Below are 13,535 nucleotides of genomic sequence, written 5' to 3'. Positions count from 1 at the left end.
TTTTTGCTGTTCGCCCATTGTTTGCAGACGCTTTGTTGTCGTTCTCGGATTAGGCGCTGGCCTTGAGTTCGCGATGAGCGGGGAATTTCTTTTCGAACTGCGCCAGCCATTCGATCAGCGGCGCATGATCGGTTTCCCACTGGTCCTTGAAGCGCAGGTCGAGATAGTCGAGCGTAGCGGCCAGCGCAAAATGCCCGCCATTAAGCCTCTTGCCGAGTTTCGGCGGCTTGGCGCCGAGATGGGCGAGTCCGGCCGTCACCTTCTTCCATTGCCGGTCGATCCAGGGCTGGTGAACCTTTTCCTCGTCGCGGAAACGCCGCTCGTAGACGATGGCCAGCAGGCAGTCGCAAATGCCGTCGCAGAGCGCTTCGAGCACTTCCGCATCCGTGCGTTTTCCGTTTTTCGACGGGTAAAGCCCGCCCTTCGTCAGCCGGTCGAAATAATGCATGATCGCGATGCTGTCGAAGATCGAAACCCCGTCATCGGTCAGAAGCGTAGGGATCTTGCCGAGCGGATTGTTGTCCACCAGGATTGCCGGTCCGGTATTGGTGTCGACCCGGATGGCGTCGATCTCGATGCCGAGAAAATGCGCGGCCATCCGCACCTTGCTGGAATAGGGCGAGGCGGGGGAACAAAGAAGCTTCATGAGGTACCTGACGAGATTGTGACTAATGCATGGGCCAAAAGCGTGCAGCGGTTTTGGGACAACGACATGCATAAAACAGAGAACTAAAGCGTGTAGCGTGATCAACTTCTCTGCAACGCGCTCGAGCGGGGACTATCCCCGAAGCCGGTTTCCCGGTCAATCGGCCTTGGTCACCTTGTTCTCGCCGCGCAGCCAGAAGGCGCGGTGGGAGGCGAAACGGTCCTGCGCTAGGTGGTCCTTCAGCGCGGGAAGCATCTCGTGCAACTCATCCTTCAATGTGAACGGCGGGTTGACAATGACGAGGCCGGAGCCGGTCAGTCCCGTGATGCCGCGGTCGCTGCGCACGGTGAGTTCGGCGCAGAGCATCTTCGGGATGTCGAGCGCCTGCAGCGTCTCGTGAAATTCCTTGATGGGTGCGCCCTTCTTCAGCGGATACCACAGGCAATAGGTGCCTCCGGGAAACCGGCGATAGGCCTTTTCCAGGCCGGCGGCCAGACGCTGGTATTCGTCCTCTTCCTCGAAGGGCGGGTCGACGAGCACGATGCCGCGCTTTTCCTTCGGCGGCAGATGCGCGCCGAGCGCCAGCCAGCCGTCGAGTTCGGTGATGCGGGCGTGGTGATCGCCCTCGAACAGCCGATGCAGCCGGGCATAATCCTCGGGGTGCAGTTCCATCGCCGATAGCCGGTCCTGCGGACGGAACAGCATGCGGGCAAGCTTCGGCGATCCGGGATAGAAGCGGATACCGCCCTCGGGATTGAGTTCGCGGATTGCCGAGAGGTAGGGCTCGAGCAGCTCGGAAACCTGAGGCCCGAGTTCCGCATGTATCAATTTGCCGATGCCACCCTGCCACTCTCCGGTCTTTTGCGCTTCCTCGGAAGAGAGGTCGTAGAGCCCGATGCCAGCATGCGTATCAAGCACGCGGAAGGCTCCCTCCTTCTTCTGCATGTAGCGGATCAGCCGGGCCAACACGGCATGTTTCAGCACATCGGCAAAATTGCCCGCATGGTAGATGTGGCGGTAGTTCATTTTCGCTGATGTCCGTATGAATTCGCGTTATCCGGAGTTTTTCTGGCTTTTGGCCTTAGAAGCCTTGCAATATACAAAGGTCATGAACATTGCGACCCCCATCGAAGCCAAATCCCCGAAGCTGGACAGCAAGGTCGGCCACACGGCCTGTCCGCACGACTGTCCCTCCACCTGCGCACTGGAGGTTGAGATATCGGAGGATGGCCGCATCGGCCGCGTGCGTGGCGCAAACGATCATTCCTATACGTCAGGCGTCATCTGCGCCAAGGTCGCCCGTTACGCCGAGCGGCTCTACCATCCCGACCGCCTGATGCATCCCTTGCGCCGCTCCGGCGCCAAGGGGGCAGGGCAGTGGCAGCAGATTTCCTGGGAGAATGCGCTTGACGAGATCGCCGAAGCCTTCGTGCAAGCCGAGGCGAGGGACGGCAGCGAGGCGATCTGGCCCTATTTTTATGCCGGCACTATGGGTTGGGTGCAGCGCGACTCGATCGATCGGCTGCGCCATGCCAAGCGTTATTCCGGCTTCTTCTCGTCGATCTGCACCAACCCGGCCTGGACCGGCTTCACCATGGCGACCGGGGCGCTGCGCGGCCCCGACCCGCGCGAGATGGGCCGCACCGATTGCGTCGTCATCTGGGGCACCAATGCCGTCTCGACCCAGGTCAACGTGATGACGCACGCCATCAAGTCGCGCAAGGAGCGTGGCGCCAAGATCGTCGTCGTCGACATATACGACAACCCGACGATGAAGCAGGCCGACATGGCTTTGATCGTCAAGCCGGGCACCGATGCCGCACTTGCCTGCGCCGTCATGCATGTCGCCTTCCGAGATGGTTATGCGGATCGTGACTACATGGCGAGATATGCCGATGATCCCGAAGGCCTCGAAGCGCATCTGAAGACCAAGACGCCGCAATGGGCGGCTGCGATCACCGGCCTTTCGGTCGGGGAGATCGAAGCTTTCGCCCGCCTCGTCGGCACGACGAAAAAGACCTTCTTCCGCCTGGGTTACGGCTTTACCCGCCAGCGCAATGGCGCGGTCGCCATGCATGCGGCCGCCTCGGTCGCCACCGTTCTCGGCTCCTGGCAATATGAGGGCGGCGGCGCCTTCCATTCGAACAGCGATATCTTTCGCATGAACAACGCGGAACTGACCGGCCGGACGATGAAGGATGCCGATATCCGTATGCTCGACCAGTCGCAGATCGGCCGGGTACTGACCGGAGATCCGGTGGCTTTGCGCCATCGCGGCCCGGTGACGGCGATGCTGATCCAGAACACCAATCCGGCAAACATCGCCCCCGAGCAACGCCTCGTCAGACGTGGCTTTGGCCGCGACGATCTCTTCGTCGCCGTCCACGAGCAGTTCATGACCGAAACGGCCGAGATTGCCGACATCGTGCTGCCTGCGACCATGTTCGTCGAGCACGACGACATCTATCGCGCCGGCGGCCAGAACCACATCCTGCTGGGACCGAAGCTGGTCGAGCCGCCGCCAACCGTGCGCACCAATCTCTTCGTCATCGAAGAACTGGCCAAGCGCCTCGGCGTCGCCGACCGCCCCGGCTTCGGTTTCACCGCTCGCGAAATGGTCGACCGTGTGCTCGAATCGAGCGGCCTGCCGGATTACGATCATTTTCTCGAACACAAATGGTTCGATCGCCAGCCGGCTTTTGAGGAGGCACACTTTCTGAACGGTTTTGCCCATCCGGATGGCAGGTTCCATTTCCGCCCGGACTGGATCAATCAGCCGGCGCCGAACAAGCCGCCGGCGGCGATCGGCGTGCTCGGGCCGTATGCCGAGCTTCCGGCCTTCCCGGATCAGGTCGATGTCATCGAAGTCGCCGATCCCGAGCATCCCTTCCGTCTCGCCACATCGCCCGCCCGCAACTTCCTGAATTCGAGCTTCTCCGAAACCAAGACCTCGCGTCAGAAGGAAGGCCGCCCCGAAGTGATGATCAATCCGGCCGACGCCGAAGCCAACGGCATCGCCAATGGCGATCTCGTCCGCATCGGCAACAGCCGCGGCGACCTGCGCATCCACGCCCGCATCACCACCGAAGTGAAATCAGGCGTGCTGATTGCCGAGGGACTTTGGCCGAACAAGGCGCATGTCGACGGCGAGGGAATCAACGTCCTGACCGGCGCCGACCCGGTCGCGCCCTATGGCGGGGCCGCTGTTCACGATAATAAGGTCTGGCTTCGCAAGGACGCAGCATGATGCAGCCGAAATCACGGGTGAAGATCGTCAGCGAGGAAACGCTGTCGAATGGGTGGACGCGGTTGAGCAGCTATTTGCTCGATTATATCGACAGTAGGGGCGCGACCCAGCAGCTGAAGCGGGAGGTCTACCACCGCACGCCGGCCGCCTGCATCCTGCTTTATGATCCGAAACGCGATCTCGTCGTTCTCGTCCGCCAGTTCCGCCTTGCCGTGCATCTCAATGGCGATCCCGCTTGGATGATCGAGGTGCCGGCCGGCCTGCTCGACGATGATCATCCCGAACAGGCGATCCGCCGCGAGGCGATGGAAGAAACCGGTTACCACCTGCGCGATGCGCGCTTCCTCTTCAAGTGCTACCCGTCGCCGGGCGCCATTGCCGAAGTCGTCCATTTCTTCGTCTCCCTGATCGACACTGCCGATCGCGTCGCCGAAGGCGGCGGCCTGGCGGAGGAGCACGAGGATATCGAGGTTCTCGAAGTCCCGCTCGACGAAGCCGCCGGAATGATCGAAACCGGCGAGATCTTCGACGCCAAGACGATCATGCTGCTGCAATGGGCGTTGTTGAACAGGAATAAACTTCGATAGCGGATGAGCGCTCTCGGGAAGCCGTTGGGTTGGGCTCAAGACGGTTTCGCTATCGCGGTTGTGGCGTTCGAAAATTTCATATGTTTGTCACGAAGCGGTTCTATCCGCTGCGGTCTGGCAATCATCGATGCCGTCAGGAGAAAGCCCATGTGGCTCAGCAATTTCACCCTCGTACTCCCAAACGAGGTGGTGAGTGAAGGTTCCGTGTGTGTTGAGGATGGCGTCATCGCCGATATCCGGCCCGAGCCGGTAGCGGCTGCCGCCATCGATGGCGGCGGCCGGCTGCTGATGCCCGGTTTCGTCGATCTCCATGGCGATATGATTGAGCGCGAGATCGCACCGCGGCCGAATGCGACGATGCCGATCGATTTCGGCATCCACGAACTCGACAAGAAGCTTGCCGCCGCAGGTGTCACCACGGCCTTCGCCGCCGTGTCCTTCGCCACCGAAAGCGTCTACGGCCACGTCCGCTCGCTGGAGACGACGTCCGCGGTGATCGAGGGCATCAACCGCCTGCGCGACGATCTGCTGATCGACCACCGCGTCCACGCCCGCTACGAAATTACCAATGTCGGCGCCGCTCCGGCGCTCGAGCGCCTGCTGAATGACAATCAGATCGACATGGTTTCGCTCACCGACCACACCCCGGGGCAGGGCCAGTACAACAACCTGCAAAGCTACATCCTCAGCATTTCCGAGCGCCGCGCCATCTCCGAGGAAATGGCTGCCGAGATCGTCGCCAAGCGCATCGCCATGCGCAGCAATCCTGAGATCGAGGCCAAGCTCAGAGAGGTCGTCGCGCTGTCGCTGAAACACAAGCTGTCGCTCGCCTCGCATGACGATGACAGCGTCGAAAAGGTCGCCGAGATGCATGATCTCGGCGTCACCATCAGCGAGTTTCCGGTGACCGCGCCTGCCGCCGAGGAGGCCCGCCGCCGCGGCCTCTGGACGCTGATGGGCGCCCCGAACGCGCTGCGCGGCCAGTCGATGTCGGGCAACCTCAGCGCCCTCGATGCCGCCAAGGCTGGATTGCTCAGCATCATCGCCGCCGATTATCACCCGGCCGCGTTCGTGCCCGGCATCTTCAAGCTCGCCGACGTGGCGGAAGGCGACCTGCCGGCCGCCGTCGCCATGGCGACCGGCAACGCCGCCCGCTCCGCCGGCCTGTCGGACCGCGGCGAAATCGCTATCGGCCAGCGCGCCGATCTGGTCGTGGTCGAGCCGGGCGATATCAACCGCATCCGCGCAACATTCCGCGCCGGTCGCTTCGTTTATAGCGACGGCACGCTGCATCCGCTACGGGCGCTGGCGGCTTGATGCATTTCGCTAGAACTTGATGGCTGCCCCTCACCCTAACCCTCTCCCCGTAAACGGGCGAGGGGACGTGTCATGCGAGAGGTTTGCGCGGGACCGAGAGGGTGCGGTTGCACTTTACGCGCGGTCGCCGATCAGCGAAATAAGCTGGCCTCGAGGGACGACGGCGGAAGACTCGTTGCCGAAGGCCTTGCCGCCTTCCATCGTGACGCGGCCTTCGGCAAAGAGCCGCAGCGCCTGCGGATAGATCTGGTGTTCGACGGTGAGCACGCGGGCGGCAAGGCTTTCGGCCGTGTCGCCGGAAAGAATCGGTACGGCCGCCTGGCCGATCGTCGGTCCCTCATCCATGGCTTCCGTGACGAAATGCACGGTGCAGCCGGCGATGCGCATGCCGGCGTCAATTGCGCGCTGATGCGTGTGAAGGCCGGGAAACAGTGGCAGCAGGGAAGGGTGGATGTTGAGCATCCGGCCTTCGTAACGCTGGATGAAGGTCGCCGTCAGCAGCCGCATGTAGCCTGCCAGGCAGAGGATGTCAGGCGAAAGCGAGTCGAGCGCGGAAAAGATCGCCGCCTCGTGCGCTTCCTTGCTGTCATAATCCTTGCGGGGGAAGGCGAAGGTGGCGATGCCCTCGGCGGACGCCTTGGCAAGTCCGCCGGCCTCCGCCTTGTCCGATATCACGCCGACGATCTCTGCCGGATAGTCGGCGGCTTTCGCGGCCGCAATCAGCGCCATCATGTTGGAGCCGCCACCCGATATAAAGACGACGACGCGTTTGCGCGGCGTGCTCATAAGGCGAGCGTGCCCGTGTAGACCGTGCCGGCAGCACCCTCGTCGCGGCCGATCATGCGGCCGAGCGTGACGACCTTTTCGCCTTCGGCTTCCAGTGCCGCGGAAACGGTCGCGACGTTTTCACTTGCAACGACAGCAATCATGCCGACGCCGCAGTTGAAGGTGCGCAGCATTTCCTTGACTTCGACGCCGCCCGTTTTGGCGAGCCACGAAAAGACCGGCGGCACCTTGACGGCGGCAAGATCGATCTCGGCCGCCAGATGCTTTGGCAGCACGCGCGGGATATTCTCCGGGAAGCCGCCGCCGGTGATATGGGCGAGTGCCTTCAGCGCGCCGGTCTCGCGGATCGCCTTCAGGAGCGGCTTCACATAGATGCGGGTCGGCTCGAGCAGGGCTTCGCCGAGTTTCTTTCCTTCGGCGAACGGTGCCGGTGCATCCCAGCCGAGGCCGGAGAGTTCAACGATCTTGCGCACCAGCGAGAAACCGTTGGAATGGACGCCGGAGGAGGCAAGGCCGAGGATCACGTCACCCTCGGTGATATCGCCGGATGGCAGCAGCTTGCCGCGTTCGGCGGCGCCGACGGCGAAACCGGCCAGGTCATAATCGCCGGAGGAATACATGCCCGGCATCTCGGCCGTCTCGCCACCGATCAGCGCGCAGCCGGCCTCGCGGCAGCCGGCGGCAATGCCGCCGACGATCGCCGCGCCCTGGTCGGGGTCGAGCTTGCCGGTCGCGAAATAGTCGAGGAAGAACAGCGGCTCGGCGCCCTGCACCACGAGATCGTTGACGCACATGGCGACGAGATCGATGCCGACGGTGTCGTGGTAATCGGCGTCGATTGCGATCTTCAGCTTGGTACCGACGCCGTCATTGGCGGCGACGAGGACGGGGTCGGTAAAGCCCGCGGCCTTGAGGTCGAAGAGCCCGCCGAAGCCGCCGATCTCGCCGTCGGCGCCCGGACGGCGGGTCGAGCGCACCGCCGGCTTGATCTTCTCGACGAGGAGGTTGCCGGCATCGATGTCGACGCCCGCATCGCTGTAAGTCAGGCCATTTTTCCCAGACTGGCTCATGCTGGTCTCCGCTGGCTATTTTCAGGCGGCTGACATGCCGCGTCATCTGCCGGTCGCAATTGCATGACAGGGGCCTTTATGCAAGCGCTGCATGGGAAAAGCCCCCAATTTCCCGCGTCTTCAACCGGCCTTTCCGGGATTTGGCGCAACAGGGTTGACCATCTTTGCGCCTGCATCCTATGTGCTGAATGACCGCGCCGGATAGGCCGCGGCGTTTAGCGGCGAGCGATCAGCGGGGAAGCGATGCCACAGCATGTCAGCGGCAATAGTCTGAAGCGCCAGATATTCTTCTGGCTGGCCGTGCTCGTCTTCTTCATCGTCTTTCTTTATGTCTTCAGCTCGATCCTGCTGCCCTTCGTCGCCGGCATGGCGATCGCCTATTTTCTCGATCCGGTGGCGGACAGGCTGCAGCGGCTGGGCTTGAACCGCATGATGGCGACCATCGTCATCCTGATCGCCTTCGTTATCATCTTCACCTTGGCGCTGATGATCCTCATCCCGGTGCTCGTCAGCCAGTTCAACGATTTCGCCGAGCGGCTGCCGGGTTATATCAGCCAGCTGCAGCAGTTCATCGATACCTCGAAGAACTCGCTGCTGCCGCAATGGATCAGGAGCCAGGCCGGCACGATCAAGGACAATTTCTCCGGAATCCTCTCCGAGGGCATGGGCTTCTTGACTGGGCTCTTCGCGCAGATCTGGAATTCCGGCAAGGCGATCGTCGACGTCATATCGCTGCTCGTCGTCACCCCCGTCGTCGCCTTTTATATCCTGCTCGATTGGGACCGCATGGTCACCAAGGTCGATCAGTGGATCCCGCGCGATTACGTCAGCGATGTCCGTCAGATCGCCAGCGAGATCGATCAGGCGATCGCCGGATTTATCCGCGGCCAAGGCTCCCTCTGCCTCATTCTCGGCATCTATTATGCCGCCGGCCTCTCTCTCGTCGGGCTGAACTTCGGCCTGCTGATCGGCCTCTTCGCCGGCATGATCAGTTTCATTCCTTATGTCGGCTCACTCGTCGGTCTCGTTCTCTCCGTCGGCGTGGCCATCGTGCAGTTCTGGCCGGATTATCCATGGATCGGACTGGTGCTCGTCGTCTTCTTCAGCGGCCAGTTCCTCGAAGGCAATATCCTGCAGCCGAAGCTCGTCGGGTCCAGCGTCGGTCTGCATCCGGTCTGGCTGATGTTCGCGCTCTTTGCCTTCGGCGCGCTCTTCGGTTTCGTCGGGCTTCTGATCGCCGTGCCGGCCGCCGCGGCCGTTGGCGTTCTTGTTCGCTTCGCGCTTTCGCGCTACCTTCAGAGCGATCTTTATTTTGGCGGGTCGTCAGACGGCCGCGCCCGGAAGACGAAATCAGTACCCAATGAATGACGTGAAAAACGCTGATCCGAAGCGCAAGGCCGGAGAGCAGCTGCCGCTGGCGTTTTCGCATGCTGCCGCAAGCGGGCGCGACGATCTCCTGATCTCGGAACGCCTCGCCGCCGCCGTGTCGATTGTCGATGCGTGGCCGGCATGGCCGTCGCCGGTCGTGGTGCTTGCCGGCCCCGTCGGCTCGGGAAAATCGCACCTCGCCCGCATCTGGCGGGAACTGAGCGGCGCCGTCAGCATCCATCCCGAGCTTGGCTCGGATGCGGCGATCGCCGCCGCAGCCGGCCCGGTGCTGTTCGAGGACGCAGACCGCCTCGGCTTCGACGACAATGCGCTTTTCCACGTGATCAACAGCGTGCGTGAAAACGGCACCAGCCTGCTGATAACGAGCCGCCTCTGGCCGATATCCTGGCCGGTTTCGCTGCCCGATCTGCGTTCGCGCCTGAAAGCGGCGACGGTCGTCGAGATAGGCGAGCCCGACGAGGCGCTGTTGTCGCAGGTGATCGTCAAGCTCTTCGCAGACCGCCAGCTTTATATAGATGACAAACTCGTGCTCTATATCGTCAACCGGATGGAGCGGTCGCTGAATGCGGCCCAGACGATCGTCGAACGGCTCGACCGGCTGGCCCTGTCGCGGGGCACGAAAATCACCCGGTCGCTTGCTGCGGAAGTATTGAATGAATTGGGAAATTCGGAACCGGCCGATTGACTGTCACAGTTCCGTCGTCAAACTGATATAATTGCCGTCGGCGATTGAAACGGGGTAAGCGGACTATGGATAGCGCAGTCGCAGAACATCAGGAACTCACTCCGGAGATCAACGACAACATCCCCCCGCTGGAAGAGCTGCTCACGAGCCCCGAGCGCTTCATCAACCGCGAATTCTCCTGGCTGCAGTTCAATCGTCGTGTTCTTGAAGAGACGTTGAATACCGAACATCCGCTGCTCGAGCGCGTCCGCTTCCTGTCGATCTCGGCCGCCAACCTCGACGAGTTCTTCATGGTGCGCGTCGCCGGTCTCGAGGGCCAGGTGCGCCAGAACATCGCCATACGCAGCCCCGACGGCAAGACGCCGGCCGAGCAGCTCGACTCGATCCTCCAGGAGATCGACCATCTGCAGATGGAGCAGCAGGCATCGCTCGCCGTGCTGCAGCAATATCTCGCCAAGGAAGACATTCTGATCGTGCGCCCCGGCGCCTTGAGCGATGCCGACCGCCAATGGCTGGCCGCCGAATTCGAACAGGCGATCTTCCCCGTCTTGACGCCGCTGTCGATCGATCCGGCCCATCCGTTCCCCTTCATTCCCAATCTCGGCTTCTCGATCGGCCTGCAGCTCGTCAGCAAGAACGGCCGCGAGCCGATGACGGCCCTACTGCGCCTGCCTGTTGCGCTCGATCGCTTCGTTCGTCTGCCGGATGATGGAAACACGATCCGCTACATCACGCTGGAAGATGTCGCCAACGTCTTCATCCACAGGCTCTACCCGGGTTACGAGGTGCAGGGCTCCGGTACATTCCGGGTCATCCGCGACAGTGATATCGAAGTCGAGGAAGAGGCCGAGGATCTCGTCCGCTTCTTCGAAACGGCGCTGAAGCGCCGCCGCCGCGGCAAGGTTATTCGCATCGAGACCGATTCCGAAATGCCGGCCTCGCTGCGCCAGTTCGTCGTGCAGGCGCTCAGCATTCCCGACAATCGCGTCGCAGTTCTGCCGGGCCTCCTGGCGCTGAACACCCTTTCCGAGATCACCAAGGCGCCGCGCGACGATCTCAGGTTCCAGCCCTATAATGCGCGATTTCCCGAGCGCGTCCGCGAACATGCCGGCGACTGCTTCGCCGCCATCCGCGAAAAGGACATGGTCGTTCATCACCCCTACGAATCCTTCGACGTGGTGGTCCAGTTTCTTCTCCAGGCTGCGCGCGATCCTGATGTCCTGGCGATAAAGCAGACGCTTTACCGCACCTCCAACGACAGCCCGATCGTTCGCGCGCTGATCGACGCCGCCGAAGCCGGCAAGTCGGTGACGGCGCTGGTCGAGCTCAAGGCCCGCTTCGACGAAGAGGCGAATATCCGCTGGGCGCGCGATCTCGAGCGCGCCGGCGTGCAGGTCGTCTTCGGCTTCATCGAGCTCAAGACCCACGCCAAGATGTCGATGGTCGTCCGTCGCGAGGAAGGCAAGCTCAGGACCTATTGCCACCTTGGGACCGGCAACTACCACCCGATCACCGCCAAGATCTATACGGACCTCTCCTATTTCACCTGCAATCCCGTCATCGCCCACGACATGGCTAATATCTTCAATTTCATCACCGGCTACGGTGAACCCGAAGAGGGCATGCAGCTCGCCATCTCGCCCTATACGATGCGCCCGCGCATCCTGCGCCACATCGAGGAAGAGATCCAGCACGCCAGGAATGGCGCGCCGGCGGCGATCTGGATGAAGATGAATTCGCTTGTTGATCCCGACATCATCGACGCGCTCTATCGCGCCAGCCATGCCGGGGTCGAGATCGATCTCGTCGTGCGCGGCATCTGCTGCCTGCGGCCGCAGGTGCCCGGCCTTTCGGAGAAGATCCGCGTCAAGTCGATCGTCGGCCGCTTCCTCGAGCACAGCCGCATCTTCTGCTTCGGCAACGGCCACGGCCTGCCGTCGGACAAGGCGCTGGTCTATATAGGTTCGGCCGACATGATGCCGAGAAATCTCGATCGCCGCGTCGAGACCATGGTTCCGCTGACGAATCCGACCGTTCACGAGCAGGTCTTGTCACAGATTATGCTCGGCAACGTGATTGACAATCAGCAAAGCTACGAGATATTGCCGGACGGTACGTCGCGGCGCATGGAAGTGCGCAGGGGCGAGGAACCGTTCAATGCGCAGCAGTATTTTATGACCAATCCGAGCCTGTCAGGCCGTGGTGAAGCTCTGAAATCAAGCGCGCCGAAACTGATCGCCGGCCTGCTCGAGGGCCGCAACAACAAGTAAAACTGGACCATATGGTTGAATCTGAAGCCCAGGGGCGCCTTCCAGGGATCGCCCCGGTCTCCGTTGTCGACATCGGATCGAATTCCATTCGTCTCGTCGTCTACGAAGGCATGTCCCGCTCGCCGACCATTCTTTTCAACGAAAAGGTCCTCTGCGGCCTCGGCAAGGGCATAGCCGTCACCGGCAAGATGGATGAAGAGAGCGTCGGCCGCGCTCTGGCGGCGCTGCACCGTTTCAAGGCGCTGTCCGACCAGGCACGCGCCGCTACCATGTATGTTCTGGCGACGGCGGCGGCGCGCGAAGCGAGCAACGGTCCTGATTTCATCCATCAGGCGGAAACGATCCTCGGCCGCAAGATCCGAGTGCTCTCGGGCGAGGAGGAGGCGAAATTTGCCTCGCTCGGCATCATCAGCGGCTTCTACAATCCCGATGGCATCGCCGGCGATCTCGGTGGTGGCTCCCTGGAACTGATCGACATCAAGGGCAAGGAGATCGGCAAGGGCATCACCCTGCCGCTCGGCGGCCTGCGCCTGTCGGAATACGCCGGCGGCTCCCTTTCCAAAGCGCGCGACTTCGCCCGCAAGCAGGTGAAGACGGCAAAGCTGCTGACAAAAGGCGAAGGGCGTACCTTCTATGCCGTCGGCGGCACTTGGCGAAACATCGCCAAGCTGCACATGGAGATTACCCATTACCCGCTGCACATGATGCAAGGGTACGAGGTCTCGCTCGAGGAGATGATGCTGTTCCTCGATCAGGTGATGACCGCGCGCGACTCCAGGGAGCCGGCGCTCCAGGCCGTGTCGAAACATCGCCGTTCGTTGCTGCCCTTCGGCGCCATCGCAATGAAGGAAGTCCTGGGCACGATGAAGCCGTCGGTGATTTCCTTCTCGGCGCAGGGGGTGCGTGAGGGCTATCTCTATTCTCTGCTTTCCGAATCCGAGCGCCGCCTCGATCCGCTGCTTTCGGCCGCCGGCGAACTGGCGATCCTGCGTGCGCGTTCGCCCGAACATGCCCGCGAGCTGGCGGAATGGACGGGCCGGATGATGCCTCTCTTCGGCGTCCAGGAAACCGAAGAGGAAAGCCGCTACCGCCAGGCCGCCTGTCTGCTTGCCGATATCAGCTGGCGCGCCCATCCCGACTACCGCGGCCTGCAGGCACTGAACGTCATCGCCCATTCCTCCTTCGTTGGCATCAGCCATCCCGGCCGCGCCTTCATCGCGCTCACCAATTATTACCGTTTCGAGGGCCTGCACGACGACGGCGCTACCGGCCCGCTGGCGCAGATCGCCACGCCGCAGTTCATCGAGCGCGCCAAGCTGCTCGGCGGCATGCTGCGCGTCATCTACCTCTTCTCGGCCTCGATGCCCGGTATCGTCAAGAACCTGACCTTCCGCAAATCGTCGAACCCCGACTTCGACCTCGAATTCGTCGTGCCGCCTGAATATCGCGATTTCGCCGGCGAGCGTCTGGATGGTCGTTTGCAGCAGCTGTCGCGGCTGACGAACAAGAGGCTGGCGTTTCGGTTCGAGTAGCCTGAT

The 13,535-nt window shown here is 62.1% G+C and carries 11 protein-coding genes; 7 read left to right on the top strand and 4 right to left on the bottom strand.

What is annotated here, in order from left to right; all coding sequences use genetic code 11:
- Positions 1-49: 49 nt before the first annotated feature.
- Complete coding sequence (locus tag GA0061105_RS20205) at positions 50-646, bottom strand: glutathione S-transferase (RefSeq protein WP_064692496.1); 597 nt, start codon at positions 644-646, stop codon at positions 50-52.
- 156 nt (positions 647-802) lie between these two features.
- Positions 803-1,672 (bottom strand): 23S rRNA (adenine(2030)-N(6))-methyltransferase RlmJ, encoded by an 870-nt coding sequence (locus GA0061105_RS20200; protein WP_092752441.1) that lies wholly within the window; start codon positions 1,670-1,672, stop codon positions 803-805.
- 16 nt (positions 1,673-1,688) lie between these two features.
- Here GA0061105_RS20200 and GA0061105_RS20195 point away from each other — a divergent pair, with 16 nt between their 5' ends.
- The 3 genes from GA0061105_RS20195 to GA0061105_RS20185 all read left to right on the top strand — a co-directional run bounded on the left by GA0061105_RS20195 (position 1,689) and on the right by GA0061105_RS20185 (position 5,797).
- Positions 1,689-3,893: a molybdopterin-containing oxidoreductase family protein gene (locus GA0061105_RS20195; protein WP_092752439.1), complete on the top strand. Its 2,205-nt coding sequence runs from the start codon at positions 1,689-1,691 to the stop codon at positions 3,891-3,893.
- Positions 3,890-4,480, top strand: a complete 591-nt coding sequence (locus GA0061105_RS20190; protein ID WP_092752437.1) for an NUDIX domain-containing protein — start codon at positions 3,890-3,892, stop codon at positions 4,478-4,480. Before GA0061105_RS20195 ends, GA0061105_RS20190 begins: the two co-directional genes overlap by 4 nt.
- A 147-nt stretch (positions 4,481-4,627) precedes the next feature.
- On the top strand, positions 4,628-5,797 hold the full coding sequence (locus tag GA0061105_RS20185; protein WP_092752435.1) for an alpha-D-ribose 1-methylphosphonate 5-triphosphate diphosphatase: 1,170 nt from the start codon (positions 4,628-4,630) through the stop codon (positions 5,795-5,797).
- A gap of 114 nt (positions 5,798-5,911) precedes the next feature.
- Here the strand turns inward: GA0061105_RS20185 and purN are convergent, their stop codons facing one another.
- Positions 5,912-6,583, bottom strand: a complete 672-nt coding sequence (gene purN, locus GA0061105_RS20180; RefSeq protein ID WP_092752433.1) for a phosphoribosylglycinamide formyltransferase — start codon at positions 6,581-6,583, stop codon at positions 5,912-5,914.
- Complete coding sequence (gene purM, locus GA0061105_RS20175) at positions 6,580-7,653, bottom strand: phosphoribosylformylglycinamidine cyclo-ligase (protein WP_092752431.1); 1,074 nt, start codon at positions 7,651-7,653, stop codon at positions 6,580-6,582. Before purM ends, purN begins: the two co-directional genes overlap by 4 nt.
- A 243-nt stretch (positions 7,654-7,896) precedes the next feature.
- Here purM and GA0061105_RS20170 point away from each other — a divergent pair, with 243 nt between their 5' ends.
- The 4 genes from GA0061105_RS20170 to ppx all read left to right on the top strand — a co-directional run bounded on the left by GA0061105_RS20170 (position 7,897) and on the right by ppx (position 13,529).
- Positions 7,897-9,021 carry an AI-2E family transporter gene (locus GA0061105_RS20170; RefSeq protein ID WP_064692503.1) on the top strand — a complete coding sequence of 375 codons (1,125 nt, stop codon included), beginning with the start codon at positions 7,897-7,899 and terminating at the stop codon, positions 9,019-9,021.
- On the top strand, positions 9,014-9,727 hold the full coding sequence (hdaA, locus tag GA0061105_RS20165; protein WP_064692504.1) for a DnaA regulatory inactivator HdaA: 714 nt from the start codon (positions 9,014-9,016) through the stop codon (positions 9,725-9,727). The genes GA0061105_RS20170 and hdaA overlap by 8 nt, the downstream gene beginning before the upstream one ends.
- Positions 9,728-9,792: 65 nt before the next feature.
- Positions 9,793-11,997, top strand: coding sequence for an RNA degradosome polyphosphate kinase (locus GA0061105_RS20160; protein WP_064692505.1), 2,205 nt, complete (start codon positions 9,793-9,795; stop codon positions 11,995-11,997).
- Between the two features lie 11 nt (positions 11,998-12,008).
- Entirely contained in the window at positions 12,009-13,529 is a 1,521-nt protein-coding gene (ppx, locus tag GA0061105_RS20155) for an exopolyphosphatase (RefSeq protein ID WP_064692506.1), read from the top strand.
- Positions 13,530-13,535 lie beyond the last annotated feature (6 nt).

The organism is Rhizobium aethiopicum (genome assembly GCF_900094625.1).
GTDB classification, from domain to species: Bacteria; Pseudomonadota; Alphaproteobacteria; order Rhizobiales; family Rhizobiaceae; genus Rhizobium; species Rhizobium aethiopicum.
Note: the sequence above shows the minus strand (reverse complement) of the source record. Positions and strands in the feature narration are given on the sequence as shown.